25 protein-coding genes and 1 pseudogene are annotated in these 22,546 nt (G+C 61.9%); 14 read left to right on the forward strand and 12 right to left on the reverse strand.

Features of this window, described 5'->3' with window-relative positions:
* Positions 1–1,217 (reverse strand): VCBS domain-containing protein (locus LB553_RS09795; protein ID WP_224512686.1); only part of this gene is annotated, 1,217 nt, incomplete at its 3' end.
* A gap of 1,145 nt (positions 1,218–2,362) precedes the next feature.
* Between LB553_RS09795 and LB553_RS09800 the strand changes: the two genes are divergently transcribed.
* Genes LB553_RS09800 through LB553_RS09810 form a run of 3 tightly spaced genes read left to right on the forward strand, consistent with a single transcriptional unit; the run spans position 2,363 to position 3,890 of the window.
* Positions 2,363–3,088 (forward strand): DUF4142 domain-containing protein, encoded by a 726-nt coding sequence (locus LB553_RS09800; protein WP_224512688.1) that lies wholly within the window; start codon positions 2,363–2,365, stop codon positions 3,086–3,088.
* Between the two features lie 20 nt (positions 3,089–3,108).
* Positions 3,109–3,669: a hypothetical protein gene (locus tag LB553_RS09805; protein WP_224512690.1), complete on the forward strand. Its 561-nt coding sequence runs from the start codon at positions 3,109–3,111 to the stop codon at positions 3,667–3,669.
* 8 nt (positions 3,670–3,677) lie between these two features.
* On the forward strand, positions 3,678–3,890 hold the full coding sequence (locus LB553_RS09810) for a hypothetical protein (RefSeq protein ID WP_224512693.1): 213 nt from the start codon (positions 3,678–3,680) through the stop codon (positions 3,888–3,890).
* 53 nt (positions 3,891–3,943) lie between these two features.
* Here LB553_RS09810 and LB553_RS09815 read toward each other — a convergent pair whose 3' ends face one another.
* The 6 genes from LB553_RS09815 to LB553_RS09840 form a co-directional block, all read right to left on the reverse strand.
* Positions 3,944–4,207: a hypothetical protein gene (locus tag LB553_RS09815; protein WP_224512695.1), complete on the reverse strand. Its 264-nt coding sequence runs from the start codon at positions 4,205–4,207 to the stop codon at positions 3,944–3,946.
* Positions 4,208–4,627: 420 nt separating this feature from the next.
* The gene (locus tag LB553_RS09820) at positions 4,628–5,230 is read right to left on the reverse strand and encodes a diguanylate cyclase (protein WP_224512696.1); all 603 of its coding nucleotides are present in this window, start codon (positions 5,228–5,230) and stop codon (positions 4,628–4,630) included.
* A gap of 191 nt (positions 5,231–5,421) precedes the next feature.
* Positions 5,422–5,847, reverse strand: coding sequence for a hypothetical protein (locus LB553_RS09825; protein WP_224512699.1), 426 nt, complete (start codon positions 5,845–5,847; stop codon positions 5,422–5,424).
* A gap of 277 nt (positions 5,848–6,124) precedes the next feature.
* The gene (locus LB553_RS09830) at positions 6,125–6,463 is read right to left on the reverse strand and encodes a hypothetical protein (protein ID WP_224512701.1); all 339 of its coding nucleotides are present in this window, start codon (positions 6,461–6,463) and stop codon (positions 6,125–6,127) included.
* 114 nt (positions 6,464–6,577) lie between these two features.
* Positions 6,578–6,829 (reverse strand): hypothetical protein, encoded by a 252-nt coding sequence (locus LB553_RS09835; RefSeq protein WP_224512703.1) that lies wholly within the window; start codon positions 6,827–6,829, stop codon positions 6,578–6,580.
* 36 nt (positions 6,830–6,865) lie between these two features.
* On the reverse strand, positions 6,866–7,189 hold the full coding sequence (locus LB553_RS09840) for a DUF6894 family protein (RefSeq protein WP_224512706.1): 324 nt from the start codon (positions 7,187–7,189) through the stop codon (positions 6,866–6,868).
* A gap of 363 nt (positions 7,190–7,552) precedes the next feature.
* On the opposite strand from LB553_RS09840, the gene LB553_RS09845 reads away from it, so the two are divergent.
* Both LB553_RS09845 and LB553_RS09850 read left to right on the forward strand, forming a co-directional pair.
* Entirely contained in the window at positions 7,553–7,873 is a 321-nt protein-coding gene (locus LB553_RS09845) for a hypothetical protein (protein WP_224512708.1), read from the forward strand.
* A 325-nt stretch (positions 7,874–8,198) separates the two neighbouring features.
* Positions 8,199–8,420, forward strand: a complete 222-nt coding sequence (locus tag LB553_RS09850; protein WP_224512710.1) for a hypothetical protein — start codon at positions 8,199–8,201, stop codon at positions 8,418–8,420.
* A 124-nt stretch (positions 8,421–8,544) separates the two neighbouring features.
* Here the strand turns inward: LB553_RS09850 and LB553_RS09855 are convergent, their stop codons facing one another.
* The gene (locus LB553_RS09855; RefSeq protein ID WP_224512712.1) at positions 8,545–8,784 is read right to left on the reverse strand and encodes a hypothetical protein; all 240 of its coding nucleotides are present in this window, start codon (positions 8,782–8,784) and stop codon (positions 8,545–8,547) included.
* 104 nt (positions 8,785–8,888) lie between these two features.
* Entirely contained in the window at positions 8,889–9,161 is a 273-nt protein-coding gene (locus tag LB553_RS09860) for a hypothetical protein (protein WP_224512714.1), read from the reverse strand.
* 169 nt (positions 9,162–9,330) lie between these two features.
* Here LB553_RS09860 and LB553_RS09865 point away from each other — a divergent pair, with 169 nt between their 5' ends.
* The 9 genes and pseudogenes from LB553_RS09865 to LB553_RS09905 all read left to right on the forward strand — a co-directional run bounded on the left by LB553_RS09865 (position 9,331) and on the right by LB553_RS09905 (position 18,768).
* Positions 9,331–10,437: an NAD-dependent epimerase/dehydratase family protein gene (locus LB553_RS09865; RefSeq protein ID WP_224512716.1), complete on the forward strand. Its 1,107-nt coding sequence runs from the start codon at positions 9,331–9,333 to the stop codon at positions 10,435–10,437.
* A complete protein-coding gene (locus LB553_RS09870) occupies positions 10,434–11,507 on the forward strand; it encodes an NAD-dependent epimerase/dehydratase family protein (RefSeq protein ID WP_224512718.1) in 1,074 nt (357 codons plus the stop codon). Before LB553_RS09865 ends, LB553_RS09870 begins: the two co-directional genes overlap by 4 nt.
* A complete protein-coding gene (locus tag LB553_RS09875; protein ID WP_224512720.1) occupies positions 11,504–12,796 on the forward strand; it encodes a TIGR04295 family B12-binding domain-containing radical SAM protein in 1,293 nt (430 codons plus the stop codon). Before LB553_RS09870 ends, LB553_RS09875 begins: the two co-directional genes overlap by 4 nt.
* Before the next feature lie 23 nt (positions 12,797–12,819).
* Positions 12,820–13,881, forward strand: coding sequence for a glycosyltransferase family 4 protein (locus LB553_RS09880; protein ID WP_224512722.1), 1,062 nt, complete (start codon positions 12,820–12,822; stop codon positions 13,879–13,881).
* Positions 13,882–13,883: 2 nt separating this feature from the next.
* Positions 13,884–15,014, forward strand: coding sequence for a glycosyltransferase (locus tag LB553_RS09885; protein WP_224512724.1), 1,131 nt, complete (start codon positions 13,884–13,886; stop codon positions 15,012–15,014).
* Positions 15,011–16,105 (forward strand): glycosyltransferase, encoded by a 1,095-nt coding sequence (locus LB553_RS09890; protein ID WP_224512725.1) that lies wholly within the window; start codon positions 15,011–15,013, stop codon positions 16,103–16,105. Before LB553_RS09885 ends, LB553_RS09890 begins: the two co-directional genes overlap by 4 nt.
* Positions 16,102–17,205 (forward strand): glycosyltransferase, encoded by a 1,104-nt coding sequence (locus LB553_RS09895; protein WP_224512727.1) that lies wholly within the window; start codon positions 16,102–16,104, stop codon positions 17,203–17,205. Before LB553_RS09890 ends, LB553_RS09895 begins: the two co-directional genes overlap by 4 nt.
* A gap of 23 nt (positions 17,206–17,228) precedes the next feature.
* Positions 17,229–18,182: pseudogene (locus LB553_RS09900) on the forward strand (UDP-glucuronic acid decarboxylase family protein); the annotation flags it as partial.
* Positions 18,183–18,609: 427 nt separating this feature from the next.
* Positions 18,610–18,768 (forward strand): DUF3309 family protein, encoded by a 159-nt coding sequence (locus tag LB553_RS09905; protein WP_224512729.1) that lies wholly within the window; start codon positions 18,610–18,612, stop codon positions 18,766–18,768.
* 34 nt (positions 18,769–18,802) lie between these two features.
* Here LB553_RS09905 and LB553_RS09910 read toward each other — a convergent pair whose 3' ends face one another.
* The 3 genes from LB553_RS09910 to coxB are packed head-to-tail and all read right to left on the reverse strand — an operon-like array spanning position 18,803 to position 22,389.
* Positions 18,803–19,399, reverse strand: a complete 597-nt coding sequence (locus LB553_RS09910) for a heme-copper oxidase subunit III (protein WP_224512731.1) — start codon at positions 19,397–19,399, stop codon at positions 18,803–18,805.
* Entirely contained in the window at positions 19,400–21,313 is a 1,914-nt protein-coding gene (ctaD, locus tag LB553_RS09915; protein WP_224512733.1) for a cytochrome c oxidase subunit I, read from the reverse strand.
* Entirely contained in the window at positions 21,310–22,389 is a 1,080-nt protein-coding gene (gene coxB, locus LB553_RS09920) for a cytochrome c oxidase subunit II (RefSeq protein ID WP_224512735.1), read from the reverse strand. The genes ctaD and coxB overlap by 4 nt, the downstream gene beginning before the upstream one ends.
* Between the last annotated feature and the right edge of the window lie 157 nt (positions 22,390–22,546).

Genomic DNA, 22,546 nt, shown 5'->3' on the forward strand with positions numbered 1-22,546 from the left:
TGGTTGCTCACCACCGCGACATCCTCGCTCACCGAGCCGGTCGACACACCGCCGATCACCGGCACGTCGTTGGTGCCGTGGATGGTGACGGTGACCACCTGGCTGGCGGTGCCGTCGGAGGAGACGGCGGTGAAGCTGTCGGTGATGGAATCGCTGGCGCCGAGCTGCTGGATCGCCGTCTGCGTGTTGTCGGCGCTGTAGGTCCAGTTGCCGGCGGCATCGAGGCTGAAGGTGCCGTAGGTGCCGGCGATGCTGGCATGCGCCGCGAAGCTCGACTGGCCCTGGTCGACGTCGGCGATGGTCAGCGCGCCGGAGGTGTTCAGGTGGTTGCTCACCACCGCGACATCCTCGCTCACCGAGCCGGTCGACACACCGCCGATCACCGGCACGTCGTTGGTGCCCGTGATATTCACGACGATATCGTAGCTCGCCGTTCCATCCGCGGACTTCACGGTCAAAGTGTCGGTTACATGCTGCCCCTGGGTCAGCGGGTCGGCGAGGGCCTGATTGAGGGCATAGCTCCATACGCCCGATGTCGCGTCAAAGGTGAAGGTGCCGTAGGTTCCCTGAAGACTGGGCGGCGCCTGAAAATGATTCTGGCCAGCATCAACGTCCGAAATGATCAGCTGTCCATGGCCGCTGGGATCGCCGGGCACACTGTTAGCGAGGCCACCCGCTTCCAGCACAGTCTGGTCGGCGCCCGATGCCGCAGTGATCGTGGCGGCGTCGTTGGTGCCCTGGATGTCGACCGAGACGCTGGCCCAACTCAGCGTGCCGTTGCCGAGCTTGATCGCATAGGTAAAGGTCTCGTGGATATGATCGTTTGCGCCAAGTGCCTGCAGGCTTGAGAAGCCGCGCTCCGCCAGATAGCCGGAGAGGTTCATCTCCACCTTGCCGTTGTTGATGCGGATCTGGACACCGTCAGCAATAGCCTCCCAGTTCGAGATGCCGGTTGACAGCACATCCTGGGTTGTCAGGTCGAGGGGGGCGTATTGCTTAGTTGAGGTCGACGCCGACACGCCGTCATCTACCGAAAACAGCGTCTTTGCATTGCCCCCCAAATCATTCGCCATCACATCGAGCACGATGATCGTCTGAGATCCCGAGGCGAGGACGACCGTGTCTTCGGTGTAATTGAAAACATCATTCTGCGCCTGCGGCGTATTGGAGAATGACACAGTTGTCCCGCCGGCACCGGAGATTTGCGTCGTGGCCATTTTCTACCCCCTGCGGACAGACGCTCCCGGCGTCCGCCTTTTGGCCGTCTTGAGACGGCTGACTACCCCATGCCGAATGAATCGGCGCCCAGTCTGATGGGGGAGGAAATGATTGGAGTGCCATTCAACCAGGCGCAACCCGAGATCCAGTCCGTGAACGGCCAGCCCTAAATGGCGGTTCACCGACAGGCGGTGGCTTAATGATGATGGCTACGACGGCGATGGTCGCCGCGTTGCGTTTCCCCTACCCCAGTAGCGCCGTAGCTCGTTGTTGCCAGTCGGGAGTTAATTCACGCTACCCTATATATTAGGATATTATTAACTCTACCCCACCGCGCGTCAATCTCGAATTCGATAAAGAGTTAATGCCAGCAGGCGTACTTGTACGAACGCAGACAGTCTGGGCAAGCTGCTGGATCTGATATACCAAAAATCACAAATGGGGCGTTCATAGGTGCGTATCGCACACCCCACATGGGGCTTAGACTTTTGCCCGTCATGAACTGCGGTCCTGCCCCGAGCATACTCCGCTCTGATTTCGTAGCCGCAGTCAGGGCCAGGGAATTTAGGGAGCGCCCGATCTCAGGCGGGACAAAGCCGGATGCAGCGTCTGACACGGCGTCACTTCGGTCAACTTGCACCATGCGCTTGACGAACTCTTAGCGGCGACCGGCGGCAGTCAAGCTGCCTAGCCGCGCCCAGCAAGTTAATGTTCGGGAGCCGAACCAATCCGCGGAAATATTTTGTTATATTTTTGTTGGTTAAGACTGTGCCGAGTCTATGGTCAAGTCTCTGGGAACAAAAACAAATTCCTCAACTTAGATTCCGCCTCTGGCACCATTAGCTTATAATTGTATTTTTCTTCTCACAAGCCGTCTTCGCACCCACTGGTGGTGCCTTCTGGCCGTTGGTCCCGCTCCGCGGCGATATTGTTGCCGCCACCGCGGATGATTGTCGTTGGAATGGCCCTCCGTTTTCGCAGGCAGTGCTTTCGATCGCGAAAGCCATTTTGAAACTCGCTGCTTTCTCGTCTACCCGCAAGCCGGGCGCCTGTCAGTCGTGCAACGCCGGCTGCGGCTTCGACCGGGAACAAAGCCGTGACACGATTGTTCGGCCCCTGGCCATCGAGCAAAGGAACCTGAATCATGAGCGCGCGGACACTCGCACCGCTGGCTTTGGCCATGGCGTCGCTCGCCTTTCCGGCCGTCGCGGCCGACAACGCACAGACCTTCGTCGACAAGGCCGCCGTCGGCGGATTGTTCGAGGTGGATTCGAGCAAGCTTGCGCAGGACAGGGCCAAGCAGCAGCAGGTCAAGAATTTTGCCGAGAAGATGATTGCCGATCACGGCGCGGCGAATGACAAGCTGAAAAAGCTCGCCACGGAGCAGAAGCTGCAAGTGCCGGCTAGCCTCGACGCCGCGCATCAAAGCGACCTGGGAAAGCTGCGGAACACCACGACAGGATTTGACCAGCCTTATGTCGAGATGCAACGCAGAGCCCACGCGGATGCGGTGAACCTCTTCCAGTCCTACGCCAAGGATGGCGACAATCCCGGCCTGAAGGCGTTCGCGGCGGAGACCCTGCCGACCCTGAAGATGCATCAGGACATGATCGACAAAATCGCGGCCGCGAACGCAAGCATGCCGGCGGTCAAGTCGGCATCGACACCCAAACCGCCTGCGCCGGTACCGGGCGCCAACAGTTTCACCGAAGCCCAGGCAAAAGCCCGCATCCAGGACGCCGGATATACCGACATATCCTCGCTCGCCAAGGACGGCCAGGGCATCTGGCGCGGTGAGGCGAAGAAGGACGGCAAAAGTATCTCCGTCGCGCTCGACTATCAGGGCAACGTATTCGTTGGCCAACAGTAATCATGACAGGAGTCACCAAGATGCAAACGATCACCGCGCTGTTCGACGACTATGACGATGCGGCTGATGCCGTGGGCGAGTTGGAATCCATGGGCGTGCCGACATCCGACCTCAGTATCGTCGCAAACAATGCCGATGGCCGGCTTTCCCCTGCGGCCGAAGACGCGGCCAGCGGAGCCGGCATCGGTGCGGTGGTGGGCGGCGCCGGCGGTTTGGCGACCGGTCTCGGCGCAATGGCAATACCTGGCGTCGGTCCAATCGTGGCGGCTGGCTGGCTGGCGGCGACCGCCGCGGGCGCGGCCGCCGGCGCCGTCCTGGGCGGAGCGGCCGGCGGCATCATTGGCAGCCTGACGGATGGCGCCGACGTGTCGGAACGTGATGCCCACGTCTATGCCGAAGGCATCCGCCGAGGCGGCGCGCTGGTCACCGCTCGCGTCGAGGATGACCTCGCTCCGCAGGCGCAAGCAATCCTCCACGGCTCCAGATCCGTGGACGTCGCCGAACGGCGCAACGAATATGAAGCAGACGGCTGGACAGGATTTGACCCGGCGCCCGGCGGTTACCGCCCGCAGAGCAAATAGGAGGCGGCGTGAAACGAGTGCTGTGGCCCCTGATACTGACTGTCGTGGTCCTGCTGGCCTGTTATGCGGCGTTCATCTATGTCGAGCGAGGCTGGCCCACGGCGCCGCTGAAGCGGACGCCCGAGCAGAACCAGGGTGGCAACGCACCGCAGGATACGTCTCCGGCGGCCGGCATAAAAAAGAACCCGCAAGACAGCAGCAAAATGCCAGGCAACCAATGAACGTCACGCGAAACGCGTGAGCCTAATTAAAGCCGATATTTCGGGTCGATTCGTTATTCGCGTTGGACGAATTTGTTGAAACGGCTGGGCAATCCTTCGGCGGTGATGTCCTGGTGCACGAAGGCAAGCCCGTTGCCGTCCAATATCGCGAAGAACTCTTCCCATTCGACGGGCTGCAGATCGTCTTCGCACTCGCCGAAATCTACACGTAGCACAGCGGCCTCGCCCGCTGTGCGCGCGACCGCTGGTCTGCCTTCGCGGGCTTCGATCCAGGCCCGGATCACCTCGTGATTCGTGGTTTTCAACGGCTCGCTCATGATAACTTCCCGTTCTGTCGCCATCCTGCCGTTTTGCTCGTCGCCGAATGAATATCCAATTCGTTTCCGGCCCTTTCGTTCCCCGAGATCGCTGACGGCAAGGGCGCGGCTTGGTCGCGGCCGACGCAACCAGAACTCCGCGATCGTTTCGCTTATCCGCTTCGGCGCCTCACGCGTTGGGGAGTGACCGACATCAGAGAGAAGCCGACGGTCATAGCCGGCGGTAGAATGGCGCTCCTTCCTTCCGAACTTTTGGCAAGCACGACAAGATCGTCCTCGCCAATGGAGCGGCAGCGCCGGAAGCGAGATGATCTTCGCGGCGATCTGCTTGCGGACCAGTTCTGTGTAGCGCGGATCAGTCTCCGCTTCAGCCCAGAGTGGCTGAAGAACATCTGACGGTCAGTGCAACCTGGCGCTTTCTCACCGCATGGTCGTCTCGCCAGCCTTGCTTCGCCGGGCCTTGGGAGGCACCAGTCGGCCGGCATTGGTCCGCAAGCCTCTGAAGAACTCCTCCAGATATGGCAGCAGTTCGAACAGCAGGATCGTGGTCATGACTGCCGCGATATAGGCAACCGGCAACTGCTGCTGCTTCCAGGCGAGTTCGAAGCGAGCGCTCTCTGGCCCAAACCCGAATAGCGCCAGAAACTGGCCCCAGTGCAACGAAACCACGCCGACGAGGCCCATCAGCGGGATCATCTCCAGGAAGCTGTGCACGTGCTGTTCGATCGGGGTGACCGTACGCGCGGTGGTGGCGTAACGTACGTCCCATATGGCAGTCGCTTCATGGATGAGAAAAGCGATCATCATCACGGCGATGATCAGGGCGTCGATCTCCAAGAACATCGCCGCGAGCAAAGGAATGCCGACCTCCGCGAACATCAGCAGATGGATCAGGGATTCCTTTGCTCCGGTCGTAGATTCGATATGCGTCGCGCGATGGCAGAGCCAGTCGGCGAATCCAGCGATCAGCCAGACGGGCAACACGAAATACATCAGAATGAGCACCATCGGATCGTTCAGCATGAAGCTGCGCTCCGCCCCTGGCCTGTTTGCGCTGTTATTCGTTTCATGAAGTACTCATGCGATCTCCCTTTTTGCCTGGACTCGCCGCAGCCGAATTTTCGCGCCGGCAATGGCCGCGGGTCAGATTTGCTGCATTGAGGTTCGAGCGCCGCTGGCGACTGTCACAACAATCGCCGATCGATAGGGTTCAATCAGCGCACAAAACGACTTCTCAGCCAGGCAAGAAAGCGATTGCTGGTGATGATCCTGCGGACGCGCTGAGCAGCCCAGCCGGCCTGCATGGTCGCGCCGGCATGGCAGCTGCAGACGATTTCATGCAGTTGCCAATCGGCGAGTTCAAAGAAACGTCTGGCTTCCCCGTAGGTGTCGGATTGCAAGCCCGATGCCCTGAGCAGCGGGTCCTCAAAGGCAACGGTAAGGGGGGATCCTGCCGCCCGGGCTTCTTCGCGCATCCCTGGATAAAGATACTCGGTGCCGGTGAGCGCAGCCAGAGAACGCAACGGATTGCGGTCAAGGAGTTCTGCCCACCTCTCTATCTTCTCAGTGCGTGTCGCAAGCGGCACGAGCGGATTGATGTCAGCGACTGAGTGCAATTGGTCGAGCGTTTGGTGTTTCATAACAAGCTCCCATCTATTCTTCTGTGACCGGTTTACTCCCGAGAGATCGGCGGGCCCGCGCGCAACGGACCAGGACGCGGGCCATCAGTTTGCCACCCGATCTTCGGCAGACGTCCAGCAACGGAGCCTGCACGGCATCGAACTGGCCGCCGCCCCGAATGTTCCGAAGGAAGCCCTATCCGCGTTTTTGGGCGCGCCGTCGCCTGCAATGGCGGAGTGTCGAATGGCTGGAGCAATTCTAGGAAAAGCGTGAGCCGTTTTCCGTCCGGATTGGATCTCAAGCTCGAACTTGATTCTCGATCACCTGGTTCGCAAGCTTGACCAAATCCAGGATCGGCGCCGGTTTTGACAGATATGGCGTGTCGTGAAAGACAGACGCCTGAAATTCCGGATCGTAGCCAGAGTGTACAATGAAGGACACGCCCAGCGCCTTGAGACGACTGGCGGCAATACCGCGCTGCCCATCCAGCAGTTGTATATCTATAATGGCCAAATCCGGCGTGTGGTCGGCGAGCCAGATTTCAGCGGCCCGCTCTGAGGCGACGCAGGCCACGTCGAATCCGCTGTCCATCAATCCATTCGCCACGTCCGAAGCGATCAGATACTCGTCTTCCACGATCAATGCTAAGGGCACTTTTATCGGTCCCGTGGCCTCAACAAGGCGCCGGCCGGCTTGTTCCCAAGATAAGGGGGCAGAGCCGGCTCTCCGGAGGGGGCACCCAGGTGCTCGCTAGCCGTTCCGACGTCGGCCCTTGAGGCTTTTCCGGGCGGGGAAGCGCAGGACGTTTTCCTGCGGCGCTCCGTCGATATTGCCGAGTGGATTGGGACCGGCCTGGACCAGCCCACCGTTTCCGGGTTGGCGGAGCACGACCACTTCAGGCTCGGCCGAAGCAAGGCCTGATCCGAGCAGGCGGGCAAACTCGGGGTGCAGCCCGTCGCCTCTGGGAGCTGCCAGCGTGTCCAGCGGTAGGAAGGGAAGCATGCTATGACCTTTCTTCGGCTATGCAGCCCGCAGTCCTCATTCCGCCGCCGCTTTTTCGCGCCTTGCCTCATCGAAGTCGACCGACGACACTATCTTGCCGCTTGCGTCCCTGACCCGGACGGCCCAGCCCTCCTGCCCGCCTTCGGTCGCCATGTCGTCCAGCAGATCGATTGCCGAGCGCAACGCCTCGTCATGCGCGACCTCCAGGCTTGCCAATTCCACGCCCTCGAGCTGTCGCACGCTGCCGTTGTCGCGATATTCGAATGTGAACGGACCGTCCGGCTTGGTCGAGGTGGCAGGTCTGGCGGGATGGCTGTCCTGCTGGATTGAGGGCCCTCCGAATTGTCGAAGACCGCACACTGAGCCATCATACCTTTGGCGCGGCCGACAAGAGCGGCTTTATCGAGCCTCAATCGCGGATCGGATACCGGCATCGTGATGGCGATCTTTTCACCGCCTTCGCCAAGGAACTCGACGATCATGCCGTCGGGTCCAGCATGTACTTCGGTTCCTAGAACCTGCATCGCCGCCTCGTCATCTTCACTTGATGAAGATTAAAGCTGGCCCAATCGGAAAAGTTCCGGCTCTGTTCAAGCTTGCCGCGTCAATGTTCGGCAAGCCGGAGAAGATGGTCTCCAGCGGCGCTTCTCATCGCCTCTTGCGTCACAGCTTCAGGCGGGAACAGCAAGGCCGGACGGATGTTTGGTTGTGAAGGAGATGTCCATGACCCCACCGACCAAGCGAACAGCGGCGGAGGAACGAGGCGAGATCCAGGCGGGTATGAACCAGGACAAGACACCCGGCTTCGATCCGGCAGCCGCGCCCCTGGAAACGGATGCGGAGGCCAGTGGCAACGCCAATCCGGCCCGTCCCGCTGCACTGCATGAACCGAAACTCACCAACCAGGCGAGCTTCGCGAACGCAATGCGGCGCCCTGAGAACGCGCCCGGCCTTCAGCCGGCCAGGACGGCACCTGTGCTGGTGATTGCGGCGCTCGTGATCCTGGCGGTCGTCGCGTTCCTGTTTGCCGCGCTGCTCCGATAACTGCCGCTTGATCCTGACGTGCAATGAACCCGGTCTCCTGCTCAGGAACATCCTTCCTGGACGCGAGTTTGTAGCTCTGTAGCTCAAGGAGGCGATTCGGATGTCAAAACTGAGAAGACTTCTTCGCCATCTGTGGCGGCGCAGAATGCAACCGGCGGCAGATCCATCACCGGTCGATGCGATCGTGCGGCTGTTGCGTGAAACGGAGGATCGGCGAGTGCATGGCGACAAAGGATGAGCTTCTCCCCTGTTCGTCCGCCGCCTGGTGAACAGACCGCCGGGCAAGGTGGATACGCCTGCAACAGCGAATGACTTTGGAGCGACCGTGACTACGCGGAAGATCGACAAGGGCAGAGGTGAGCAAACGTCTGCTGCGGCGCGCCAACTGCTCGAAACCGAACGGCTGGAACGGCAGGCAAAGACGGCTCGGCTGCGTGAACAGCGCCTGGCCGCAACGACGGCGACGACGGCGGCAAAGTCGGCCCCTGGCGCCGCAAAGCCTAAGTCGGCACCAAAAAAGAAACGAAAAATCGTCGATATCAGCTAGGGCGCGGCGCTGCTCGGCACCGCTGCAGGGAATCCTCCAAGTTCAGCAAGGCAGCCCGGCCACGCTGTCTCCTAGGTTGGAGTTCCTGGGCAGGCCTGGAATGCCGCTGTCCCGGCGGAGGATCTCATTCGTCGGCAGCCGAGCCCTCCGGGCCGCTCTCGAGCTCGTCATACATATGCTCGTGGACGATGCCGAGGATCTGCAGCCTCACCTCCTCGCGCGCATCCGGCTGGATGAACGGCATAAGAAGATCGACCGTTTCTGCGACACGCCGGGGCAGATCGGCGCTCGGATCGGTCAGATAGCTGCCATGCGCATAGATGTTTTCGGTCAGCTTCTTGTTCAGGTCGGAAAAGAGCCCCATGGCAATCACTCCACGCCGACGCGCAACCACCGGACCTGAAAATGGTTCCGTCGTGCATTTGCCGCCAACGGCTGTTGCGACGGAACGGATAACGACGTTGGCGGTCAAGCGTTGCGGCTGCGCTGGACGAATTTGTTGAACCGGCTCTTTCCTCCGCTTCCGGCCTTGTCCTGATAAAGGAAGGCGAGGTCGTTCTCATCGAAGATGCGGAAGAACTCATCCCACTCGATGGGCTCGAGCGCTTCCTCCGGATCGCCGAAGTCGATGCGCAGGATGCCGCCCTCGCCTTTGGTGCGAACAACGGCGGGATGCCCATCCCGCTCCTCCACCCACTTACGGATGTCGTCGTGATTGGTGGTCGTCTTGGCCTCGGACATGGCTTTTCCTTTCTCGCCCTGGGACTCATGCCCCTAACAGCGCCCAGAGATCAAAGTTCCCATTTTGCGCGGCCCGGCCTGCAACCGCGAAGCGAACTTTGTTGAAGCAAGGAACAAACCTTTTGTCCCGCAGTTCGGAAGCCCAACGCCTAATCCGCAAGGAGTTCTCGTGAAACGTATACTGGTTACGGGGGGGTGCGGTTTTATCGGCCGGCATGTCACCCAGGAACTCATCGAACATGGCTATGAAGTGCGCATCCTGGACGCGCTCTTGGACCAGGTGCATGGCCGCGAAGCCATCAGCATTCCCGCCGGCGCCGCGCTGACCAAGGGCGATGTGTGTGACCGGGCGATGATGGCCGAAGCGGTTTCGGATGCTGATGCCGTAATCCACCTCGCCGCCGAAGTCGGCGTCGGCCAATCCATGTACGAGATCGCCCGTTACGTCGGTACCAACGATCTCGGCACCGCCACGCTGCTTGAGGCATTGATCAAAAAACCGGTCGAACGGATCGTTGTCGCGTCATCGATGAGCATCTACGGCGAGGGGCTGTACCAGACTTCGGACGGCAAGCGCGTCGACAATGCCCGCCGCAGACCAAGCGATGTCAGAACCGGCCAGTGGGACCTTTTGTCGGCCGCGGGCGAAGCACTGTCGCCTATTCCCACCGACGAAGAGAAGCGGCCTGATCTCGCCTCGATCTACGCGCTGACCAAATATGCCCAGGAGCGCGCAGTGCTGATCTTCGGCCAGGCCTACAATGTGGATGCCGTGGCCTTGCGGCTGTTCAACGTCTTCGGCGCCGGACAGGCACTCGCCAATCCCTACACCGGCGTGCTCGCCAACTTCGCCGCTCGCCTTGCCAACGGCAAGCGGCCGATGGTGTTCGAGGATGGCAAGCAAAAGCGTGACTTCGTCCATGTGCGCGACGTGGCCCGGGCTTTCCGCCTGGCGCTGGAGCAACGACAGGCAGCCGGCCACGCCATCAATATCGGCAGCGGGCGCGCCTACACCATCACCGAGGTCGCCCGCCTGCTTGCCGAGGCGATGGGCGTTCCGAAGCGGCCACCCGAGATTCTCGGGAAGGCGCGCGCCGGAGACATCCGCAACTGCTTCGCCGACATCGGCAAAGCCCGTGAACTGCTCGGCTTCGAGCCAAGCCACAGGCTGGAGAACTCGCTCGGTGAATTCGCGGCCTGGGTTCGCAACAGTGTCGCCGTCGACCGCGGCGCAGACATGAAGCGCGAGCTTGAAGAGCGAGGGCTGGTGTCATGAGCCAACGGCATCGCACCCTTCGCAAAGCGCCGGTGGCGATCGTCGGCGGCAGCGGCTTCATAGGCTCAAATCTGGCCGATAGTCTGTTGTCGGATGGGAAACCGGTGCTTGTCGTCGACAATTTCAGCCGTCCCGGCGTCGAGCAGAACCTCGAATGGCTGCAGCGCAAGCATGGCAGCCATCTCAGCGTTGAAACCGTGGACATACGCGATCAAGGCAGGGTGGCTTCGGCGTTGGCGCCGGCAAAGGCGATCTTCCATCTGGCCGCCCAGACCGCCGTAACCACGAGCCTGCTCGATCCCGCGAAAGACCTCGAGATCAATCTGAAAGGCACGTTCAACGTGCTCGAAGCTGCTCGCCGGGCGGGTGCACCGGTGGTTTTCGCCAGCACCAACAAGGTCTATGGCAGCCTGCCCCAGATTGCGGTGCGCGAAGCCGATGATCGCTACGAGCCCGCCGATGATGCCATTCGCGCCAATGGTGTGGGCGAGACGATTGGGCTGGACTTCTGCACGCCATACGGCTGCTCAAAGGGCGCGGCGGACCAGTATGTCCTCGACTATGCCAAGTCCTATGGCCTGCCGACGGCGGTGTTACGCATGAGCTGCATTTACGGGCCCCGCCAATTCGGCACCGAGGACCAGGGCTGGGTCGCGCATTTCCTGCTGAGCGCGCTCAGCGGCCGGCCCATCACAATCTACGGCGACGGCAAACAGGTGCGCGACATCCTGCACGTATCCGACGCGGTTGCCGCCTATCGCGCCGTGCTGGCCAGGATCGAGGACTTCAAGGGCCAGGCGTTCAACCTCGGCGGCGGGCCGCGCAACGCCGTCAGCCTGCGCACGCTGCTGTCGGAGATCGCCGCCATGACCGGCCGCGACATCGCGCTCCGTCACGAGCTCGCACGCACCGGCGATCAGCCCTTCTTTGTCGCCGACACCCGCAAGATAGAAGCCGCTCTCGGCTGGCAGGCGCATGTCCCGTGGCGTGAAGGTGTCCGCGACCTGGCCAGTTGGCTGCTGCGGCACCGCCTCCAGCCACTCCCGGAAGCCGAGAGGTACGTCGCATGAAGGTCGCGCTGGTAAACCCGCACTGGACCTATGAGCACAGCATCTATTTCGGCTGCCGACAGCCGCATCTGCCGCTGGAGCTTGGATACTGCAAGGCCCTGCTCGAAGCCAATCAGCACGAGGTGCTGATGCTGGACGGTCAGTTGCAGGATCTCGATAACGCGGTCCTTGCCGAGCGCGCGGCGGCGTTCGGGCCGGATATGACCGTGGTGACGACCGCGCCGACCTACCTGTTCTGGCGCTGCGCGCCGCCGGAACTGCGTGTGCCGGCAGAGTTCCTGAACCACCTTGCCGGGCGCGGAGGCCGCACCGTCGCTGTTGGGCCGCATGGCTCGGCGACGCCGGCTCCCACCTTGCGCAAGCTAGGTGTCGATATCGTCGTGCGCGGTGAATGCGAGGAGGTGGTGGCGGAACTCGCGCAGCAAAGCGACTGGAGCAAGGTGGCGCACACCGCTCGTCTCCAAAACGATTTTCCAATGTTCAATGGCGGCGTGCATGCCAGCCAGTTCGTCGATCATCCTGCGCTCGCCTGGCCGTCCGAATGGATCGCGGCGCACGGCCATCATCATCACCGCTTCGACGCCGACCAGAGGGGCGCCGGCGCGGAGGTCGAGGCGTCCCGAGGCTGCCCCTACAATTGCAGCTTCTGCGCCAAGATCGACTTTCGCGATGCGTATCGGCGCAGGAACCATGATGCGGTCATCGCCGAGATAGACGGCCTGATCGCTCAGGGCGTCGGCTACATCTATTTCATCGACGAGATCTTCCTGCCGCAGAAGGCGCTGCTCGAGGCGTTGATCAGCCGCAACGTCCAGTTCGGCGTGCAGACGCGCATCGATCTTTGGAAACCGGAGCTGCTGGAATTGCTGGGTGCGGCCGGCTGTGTCTCGATCGAAGCAGGCCTCGAAAGCCTGACCGTCGAAGGCCGCGAGATGCTGGCCAAGCGCTGCCGGCTGGGCACCGAGGAACTGGCCGCGCTGCTGGTCGACGCCCGCCGGCACGTTCCCTTCGTCCAGGCCAATCTGATCGGCGTGGTCGAGGATGACCCTGCGCTGGTGGACTATTGGCGCAAGCATCTCATCGACAACGGCGTCTGGGCCAACGAGCCGGTGCCGCTCTATCCCTATCCAAGCTCGCCGAGCTACCGCGAGCTATGGGGCGAGCCCGATGATTTTGCCTGGGAGCGAGCGCATGAGCACTACCTCGCCTCGTTCCGGACGTTCAGCGACATCCAGGACCAGCGTCCGCGCGCACTCGCCGAGTTGGAGTCCTCATGCTGCAACCATTGATCCATCGTCCAAGGCGCATCCTGATGACCACCGACGCCGTCGGTGGGGTCTGGCGCTATTCGCTCGATCTGGCACGGGCGCTGGCTACCGGTGGCGACAGCATCATGATGGCCGGCCTGGGGCCTCGACCGTCGGCGGAGCAGGCCCGGGAGGTGCAGTCCTTCGCTACGCTCGCTTGGCTCGAAACCCCACCGGACTGGATGACGCGCGATGAGAGCGCTCTCGACCGGTTTCCTGGCGAGTTGCAGGCGCTTGCAACGGCCTTTGCCGCCGACCTTGTTCATCTCAACGCCCCGGCGCAAGCAGCCAGGATCGATCTGCCCTGCCCTGTCGTGGCTGTCTCACATTCCTGCGTCGTGACCTGGCTGCATGCCGTGCGCAATCAGGTCGCGGCGGGTGACTGGGCCTGGCAGAAGGATCGCAACAGGGCCGGCTTCGACCGTGCCGAAGCGGTCATCGCGCCCAGTCGAAGCCACGCCGATATCATCGAGGCCTGCTATGGACCGATCTCGCGCCTGAGCATCGTCCCTAACGGCGCCTTGCCCGGCCCGCGCGCATCGCGCCGCGAGCCGTTCGTCTTCGCCGCGGCCCGCTGGTGGGACGAGGGCAAGAACGCAACGGTGCTCGATGCGGCGGCTGCGACTGCCGAATGGCCGGTCTATGCCGCCGGTCCGCTCGACGGGACGGATGGACAACGGGCCAGCCTCGATCATTGCGTCTCGCTCGGCCCGGTCGGCCATGCCGAGGCACGCCGGTTGATGGCTCGGGCCGGCATTTTCGTTTCACCATCGATCTACGAGCCTTTCGGGCTCGCCGCCTTGGAGGCCGCGCTCTCTGGCGCGCCATTGGTGCTCGCCGACATTGCGACCTACCGGGAGATCTGGGACGGCGCGGCGATATTCTTCGACGTGCATGATTCCGGCGCGCTCACCCGATGCATCGCCCAACTCGTCGGCGACGCGGAGCTGCGGGGTCAACTCGGCCGGCGTGCCGCTCGCCGCGCGCGCCGGTACTCACTGCAGGCCCAGGCAGCGGCGATGCGCGACATCTATGATCGGGCGGCGATGGCCGTCACGGAGCGCTGACGATGCGGTTCGTGTTCTACACCCATTCCATTGTTTCCGACTGGAACCATGGCAACGCGCATTTCCAGCGCGGCGTCATGCGGGAACTTATCGCGCGCGGACATCACGTATTTGCGCTGGAGCTCGCGGACGGGTGGAGCCGTTCGAACCTGTTGGCCGAGAAAGGTCCCTTCGCAGTCGAACGCTTCCGGAGGGATTTTCCCGAGCTGATACCGGTGACTTATGACGCTTCGTTCAATCACGAAGCGTGGCTTGCGGACGCCGACGCTGTGATCGTCCATGAATGGACGGATCCGGGCCTCGTCACTCGCATTGGGCGCGCGAAGCTCAATGGCGGCAATTTCACGCTCCTGTTCCACGACACGCACCACCGTGCCGTGTCTGCGACCCAGTCGATCTCAGCGCTGAACCTCGAATACTATGATGGGGTTTTGGTGTTCGGGGAAACGCTGCGCGAAAGCTATCTTCGCGCCGGCTGGGGCAAGCGGGCCTTTACCTGGCACGAAGCGGCGGACGACCGGCTGTTCAGGCCCCAACCCGATATCGATCCCTCGTCGGACCTGGTCTGGGTCGGCAACTGGGGTGATGACGAGCGCAGTGCCGAAATTCGGGAGTTCCTCATTGGGCCGGCACGCGAGCTCGGCCTGTCGGGTACGGTTCACGGCGTTCGCTATCCAGCAGAGGCAAAGACCGCGCTCGCCGAAGCCGGACTGCGCCACGAGGGTTGGATCGCCAATGCCGACGTTCCGAAAGCGTTCGCGCAGCATCGTCTCACTATGCACATCCCGCGCCGGCCTTACCGTGAACACCTGCTCGGCATTCCCACGATCCGCATGTTCGAGGCATTGGCCAGCGGCATTCCGCTGATCTCGGCGCCTTGGTCCGACATTGAAGGGCTGTTCCGTCCCGGCAAAGATTTTCTGTTCGCCCGCGACGGGGCCGAGATGCGGCAGCACCTGCGGGACGTGTTGCATGACACCGGGCTCGCGAGGGCGTTGGCGGCATCCGGGCTGGAAACCATTCTCGCGCGGCACACATGCCGTCGCCGCGTCGATGAGCTCTTCGACATACTCGCCGCGTGCGGCAACCGCCACGCAGTCGAAGGAACGCCTGCAAGGGAGGCTGCTGCATGAAAATCGCCTTTTATGGATCCAGCTTGCTATCGTCGTATTGGAACGGTGCGGCTACCTACTATCGGGGCCTGCTCAAGGCGCTTTCGCAGCGCGGTTACGATATCGTCTTTTATGAACCAGACGCCTTCGACCGGCAGAAGCATAGAGACATCGAGGCTCCCGATTGGTGCGATGTCGTCGTCTATGAGGCAACGCCGGAGGCACTGAAGCAGGCTGCATCCCGCGCCGCGCAGGCCGACATCGTGGTCAAGGCAAGCGGGGTCGGCTTCGAAGACGAAGCCCTGTTGCGCGCCCTGATTGACCACGCACGCAGCGACGCGCTGACGGTGTTCTGGGACGTCGACGCCCCGGCGACGCTCGCCGATCTGCGCAACAACCCTGATCATCCTCTTCACGAAGAGCTGAAGAAGATCCGCCTCGTGCTCACCTATGGCGGCGGCGATCCCGTCATATGGGAGTATCGCGCGTTTGGCGCAGCAGAATGCATTCCAATCTACAATGCGCTCGATCCCGAGACACATCACCCCGTCGCCGAGGATTCACGCTTCGCCTGCGATCTCGCCTTTCTCGGCAATCGCCTGCCGGACCGCGAGGCGCGGGTCGAGTCGTTCTTTCTCGAACCCGCTTGCACCTTGGCCGATCAGCGTTTCCTGCTCGGCGGGTCGGGTTGGGGCGACAAGCCGCTGCCCCCGAATGTTTCCTGGCTCGGGCATGTCGGCACGCGAGATCACAACGCCTTCAATGTCACGCCAAAGGCTGTGCTGAACATCAGTCGCGACAGCATGGCCAGCAACGGCTTTTCGCCAGCCACGCGAGTGTTCGAGGCGGCTGGCGCCGGCGCGTGCCTCATCACAGATGCCTGGGAAGGCATCGAGTTGTTCCTGACGCCGGGAGAGGAAATCCTGGTCGCGCGGGACGGTGCCGATGTCGCCGAGATTATGCGGACGCTTACGCCGCCGCGAGCGAAGGCAATCGGCGCGGCAGCGCTTCGGCGCGTTCTTGCCGAACATACCTACACAATGCGAGCTGAACTGGTCGACACCATCTTCAAGGCGCATTTCGAACACCGGACCGTGGAGGCCGCGGAATGACACTCGACATTGTTTTCCTCGGCCTTTCGTTGTCCTCTTCCTGGGGCAACGGCCACGCGACGACGTTTCGGGGTCTGCTGCGAGCACTCGACAAGCTCGGTCATCGCGTCACTTTCCTCGAACGCGACGTGCCCTGGTATGCGCATCACCGCGATCTGCGCGAGGCCGACTTCTGCGAGTTGCGCTACTACGACACGGTCGACGACCTCCGACGCAAGCATCACCGCGAGCTTCAGCGGGCCGACGTCGTGGTGATCGGTTCCTTCGTACCGGAAGGCAGGGCCGTCATCGACGAGGTCGCAGCGCTGTGCACCGGGCAATTCTGCTTTTACGACATCGACACGCCGATCACGCTGGCAAGGGTCGCCGAGAATGATTGCGACTATCTAACCCGCCGGCAGATCCCATATTTCGACGTCTATTTTTCCTTTACCGGCGGGCCGACCCTCGAACGGCTGAGATCCGAATTCGGTGCGCGCCGGGCCGAACCGCTCTATTGTTCCGTCGACCCGGAGCAGCATCATCGAAACCGAAATGCGATCGAATGGGATTTAGGCTATCTCGGCACCTACAGTCCGGATCGGCAGCAGACCCTGGAAGCACTTCTGCTCGAGCCCGCGCGCCGGCTCCCGGACAGACGTTTCGTCGTCGCAGGCTCGCAATACCCGCACGAAATCGCCTGGCCCGGCAACATCGAGCGGATCGAGCATTTGCCGCCTGCCGAGCATGCCAGCTTCTACAGCCGGCAGCGCTACACGCTCAACGTGACGCGCACCTCGATGATCGCGGCAGGATGGTCTCCCAGCGTGCGGCTTTTCGAAGCCGCGGCGTGCAAGACGCCGATCATCAGCGACCGCTGGCCAGGCCTGGACAGTTTCTTTCCCCGATCGGCGATCCAGACGGCCGGCAGCGCCGATGACGTGACTGCCATCCTTCTGGGGCAGTCGGACCGCGCAAGGCTCAACATGGCCAGGCAGGCCCATTCGCTGGTCCTGGCAAGACACACCGGGGCTGCTCGGGCGCGCGAGTTCACATCCGTGCTTACGCAATCAAAGCAGATACGTCCGGTGCTCGATCTGGACGTGGAAAGTGCAGCATGACAGGCAGACAGGAGAACATAGAGATGCGGCGTTCAAGAACGGCCCACCAGACACCGACGGTGCTCGTCGCCGGCGGTGCCGGTTTCCTCGGTTCGCATCTATGCGAGGCCCTGTTTGAGGACGGCTATCGCGTGATCTGCATCGACAACTTTCTCACCGGCCGAATGGAGAACATCAAGTCGCTTGTCGGCCAGCCGCGCTTCCGGCTGATCGAGCAGGATATCTGCAGCCCGCTCACGCTGGGTGAGCCGGTCGATCGTATTTTCAACCTGGCATGCGCTGCGTCGCCGCCCCGCTACCAGGCCGATCCGATCCACACGACGCGCACCTGCGTGATCGGAACGCTCAATTTGCTCGAGCTCGCCGTTAGCGACGGCGCGCGGTTCCTGCAAGCTTCCACGAGCGAAGTCTATGGAGATCCCGAACAGCATCCGCAGCGCGAGGACTATCTCGGCCATGTGAACTGCACCGGCCCGCGCGCCTGCTACGACGAAGGCAAGCGCACGGCAGAGACGCTTTGCTTCGACTATCTGCGCGCCGACATGGCCGACGTCCGCGTGGCGCGTATCTTCAACACTTATGGCCCGAGAATGGATCCTGCCGACGGCCGTATCGTCTCCAATCTGGTCATGCAGGCACTGGAAAAGCGGCCACTGACGATATTCGGCGACGGACGACAGACGCGATCCTTCTGCTACGTCACCGATCTGGTCCAAGGGTTGCTGCGGCTCATGGACATCGACCCAAATCCGCGCCAGCCGCTCAATCTTGGCAATCCGGGGGAATTCACCGTCCTCGAACTGGCCGACTTGGTGAGGGAACTGACCAGGACCCGGTCACCCATGAAATTCTTGCCGTTGCCGGAAGATGATCCGCGCCGGCGCCGCCCCGACATAGCCCGTGCGAAGGCGCTTCTTGGCTGGTCGCCCAAAGTACCGCTCCGGCAAGGTTTGCTGCGGACGATCGCGCACTTTGCCGATCGTGACGAAAGCGCCATGGTGCCTCGGGTTGGCGCGATCAACAAATCGGGCGCAGTTGGATTTGAGGCTGGCGATCCTGAGGACCCGGATGGTTCCCGCGCTCTTGTCGCCGAGGCGGAACATCCGACGAAGATTCTGGTTGGGCCTGATAAGAGGCATGGAGAACGCAGTGGTGCAGCCGAAGCGATCAACCAGGGACATCGACCAGATGGCGGCCGCGGAAACCGCCGCCTTCCTGCGACGAGCCTCCATCACGTATCTCGAATGCTGCGTCAGCCTGATGATGACGCATCTTCAACGCGAGGAAGTCGCCAGCATCCTCGAGCAGGAAGCTGACATGCTGCGCAAGCTGGACTGAGCCTCAAACGACGTAAGCAACTCAGTCGCAGGTCCGAGCATCAACTCACCAGCAAGGGGAACCGACATGAGTCTTGGAACAATCCTCATCATCATACTCATCCTGTTGCTGATCGGTGCGATCCCGGCCTGGCCATATTCATCAGGCTGGGGCTATGGTCCTTCGGGCGTGGTCGGCGTCATACTCGTCATCCTGGTCATCATGGCTCTCATGGGCCGCATTTGACGCTTGGATGTGCCCAAGGCCGTGCAGGATCGTATCAGAACCTCGGCAGCCAATAGAGCACAGCGTAAAGGGGAAACCATGAGAGCACGACGAAATACCAGTAGAAGGCATTGTCCTCGGCATCGCTGAAGCGTTTGCCTGTTCCGTGCCGCGTGAACATCAGCACCGTCAGGACCAGCGTGTCGGCGACGTCAGTCAGCACATGCACACCATGAAGGCCGAGAAGGAGCCAGACAAAGGAGCCATACGCATTGTCGCTCCAGCGTACCGGCAAGGCCGAGAATTCCATGATGCGCAGCCCGATAAGCACCAGCCCAACCGCGCTCATGATCAGCAGCAGCAGACGGACCGAGCGCAAGCTCTCCCGCGTCGCTGCTCGCTTGATCAGGAAATTCGGCAGTGCGCTGATGACAAGGACGAGCGTGAAGAGCGCCGACCAGAGCAGGCTCAAAGGTACCGCGTCCTTCGGCCAATCCTTGTTGGTGACGGCCAGGTAGAGATAACCGCCGATGCCGAGGGCGAAGCCAGTTCCTTCCAGCAGGCAGAACGAGAAGGTCCCCCACCAGGGGGTGACACGCGAACCGAAGGCATAGGTCGGCAAACCTGAGACATCGATGACGCTGCGAGCCATCTAGACATTCTCCTCGATGGTTTTCGGCCAGAACCAGGCGACCAGCAGGATGGCGACGACGGGCGAACCCCAAGTAACCGCCCAAGGCGTGTAGATCGAGCCGATGAACGCGGCGGCTGTGGCGAACGCCGCCAGAAAGGGCCAGATCGAGGGCGCCGGCGATTCCTCGCGAATGTCAGGCCGGGCCTCCGTGAGGCTCGTCACGACCAGTTCGCGCTCATCAACCTTGAGGCCGCCGACCACCGCCTTGTGGTCGCCCTGATCCCACAGCGGCGAGCCGCTTGTGACGCACGGAATGCGATCGAAGTTCTGCGGCTGGGGCGGCGAACTGGTCGCCCACTCCAACGTGTCGGCGCCCCAGGGATTGTCGCCGGCAAGGGCGCCCGAGCGGGCGCTGGCAATCATGTTGTAGAGCATGAGCAGAAAGCTTGCGAAGAACAGCAGCGCGCCGGCGCTGGCGAGCAGGTTGAGCCCGCCCCAGCCCGTCTCCGCGGGATAGGTGTAGACCCTGCGCGGCATGCCGTGCAGACCGAGCAGGTGCATCGGAAAAAACGTGATGTTGAAACCAGTGAAGGCGAGGAAGAACTGCCATTTGCCGAGCCGCTCATCCATGAGCCGGCCCGTCACTTTCGGGAACCAGTAGTAGACGGCCGCGACAAGCGGAAAGACGGTGCCGCCTATAAGCACGTAGTGGAAATGGGCGACGACGAAATAGGTGTCGTGCACCTGCGTATCGATCGGCACCGACGCCAGCATCACACCCGAGAGCCCGCCGGCGACAAAGATGAAGAAGAAACCGAGCACGAAGATCAACGGCGTCTTGAGCACCGGCTTGCCGTCCCACAGCGTTGCGATCCAGCAGAATATCTGGACCCCGTTCGGAATGGCTATAGCCATGCTGGAGGCGGTGAAGAATGCGGCACCGATTTCAGGCAGGCCGGTCACGAACATGTGGTGAACCCACAAGCCAAAGGACAAAAAGCCGATCGCGATCAGCGACAGCACCATCGGCAAATAGCCGAAGACCGGCCGCCGGGAGAATGTCGCCACGATCGCCGACACGAAAGCGGTTCCAGGCAGGAAGATGATGTAGACTTCGGGGTGACCAAAGAACCAGAAAAGGTGCTGCCAAAGCAGCGGATCGCCGCCCGCGTCCGGATTGAAAAACTGCGTGCCGACCAGCCGCTCCATGATCAGCATAGACGAGGCGAGCATGATCGCCGGCATGGCGAAGATGATGATGAAGGAATGGACGAGCAGCGTCCACACGAAGAGTGGAATGCGGTCAAGCGTCATGCCCGGCGCGCGCTGCTTCAGGACTGTGACGACGATCTCCACCGAGACTGCAAGCGCTGCGACTTCGGTGAAAGTAATCATCTGCGCCCAGTAATCCGGCCCCTTTCCTGGGGTGAAATTCAGATTTGCGAGGGGCACATAGGAGAACCAGCCGACATCAGGGCGGATGCTCAACGCGAAACCGCCCCACAGCATCAGGCCGCCGAACAGATAGACGTAGTAGGAGAAGGCATTGAGGCGCGGAAAGGCGATGTTGCGGGTGCCGACCATGAGCGGCACCAGATAGACGGCGAACGCCTCGCCGACCGGCACCCCGAACAGGAACATCATCGTTGTGCCATGCATGGTGAAAAGCTGGTTGTAGAGCTCGGCGTCGACGAGATGGCTGTCCGGCCGCGCGAGCTGCAGCCGCATGATGATCGCCATGATGCCGCCGGCCAACAGGAAGACGAAGGCGGTGACGGCATAGCGGATGCCGATGATCTTGTGATCGACTGTCGAGAGAATGCCGATCAGACCACGCGCCGAGCCCCAGGTCTTGCTCAGCCGTACGCGCAGTTCCTCGTCACCCAGATCGGTGTCACGGGTTTCGTGACGTTCCTCGACCGCCGGGCTCATTGCGAACGCTCCGAAAGGGCGGCGAATGGAGACGATGCCGCGGAAGCAAAGGCATTTTGCTTCGCAAGATGAGCCATCGGCATTGCCGGCGCGGCTTGCTTTGCGCGCCAGCGTTCGAATTCGCCCGGCTCCAGCGCCACCACGAAGATCGCCATGTGCGCATGCTGCTGGCCGCAGAATTCGGCACATTGGCCGCGGTACACGCCGGGCTTATCCGCTTGGATACGGAGCTCATTGCTTTTGCCTGGAATGAGATCGAGCTTGCCGGCGAGGCTCGGTATCCAGAACGAGTGGATCACGTCACCCGTGGTGAGCTTGATGTCGACCGCGCTGCCTACCGGAATGCGAATCTCGTTTGCCGTCTCGAAACCGTTGTTTCCTTCGTAGCGGACCTGCCACCACCATTGGTGCCCTATGACCGATATTGTTATGGCCGCCCCGACCCCATGCCCGAAACCCGCCCTTTGTCCGTCGAAGCTGAGCACGGCCAGGCCCGAGAGAATGATGAAGGTCGATGTCAGCATAGCAGCAAAGGCGATACGCACCGGCCGTTTGACGGCCGGATGCGCTTCCGCCTGTTCGCCGCGACTGTCTCGCCGGCGTGTCAGCGCGAAGAACAAGCCGGCCATGGTGACCAGCCAGACCAGTCCGAGCACGGCCGTGAAGATCCAGAACAGAACGGCCAGAGCGTCGGCCCGCTCGCCGTGCGGATCGAGGGCCGACTGCACACCGGCGCAGCCAGAGGCGAGAGCGGATCCGCCGGCGGCAGCCATGAAGCTGGCCAACGCCCGCCAATTGGGGGCTCTTCGAAACAGAGAAAACACAGCATCCGGAACTCGCCGGTCCCGTTCCGTGTTGAGGGCTTCGTAGAGTGCCGAAGAGGCTGAGCCGTGAGTCTGAACCGCGATACCAGGATTTTTCGCGAACCCGGATTCTTCGTTGCGACGCTCCTCGCCTTCTGCCTGATCGGCGGCGTTCTTCTGTTCTGCGGCATCTACGCGCCATAGCTGCGACAGGGGGCCGGGCCAGGCTGCAGTCCCGAAATTCCATGTCTCGTGAGGCCACCGGAACTGCATTCAGCCTGGTTCACCCGCAAAGGATGCTTCAGCCGGCTGTCCGCTCAGGCCGTCTGTGCGCTGTTGGAACTGGCGGGATGGGATAAAGTTCCTTGAACGGATCTCGAAGCGCGCCCTGCGCAGCAGGCGCTCTCGGCTCTGCAACGCCTCCGGGCGA

The sequence above is a fragment of the Mesorhizobium sp. CA8 genome, from assembly GCF_020164955.1.
Lineage (GTDB): Bacteria > Pseudomonadota > Alphaproteobacteria > Rhizobiales > Rhizobiaceae > Mesorhizobium.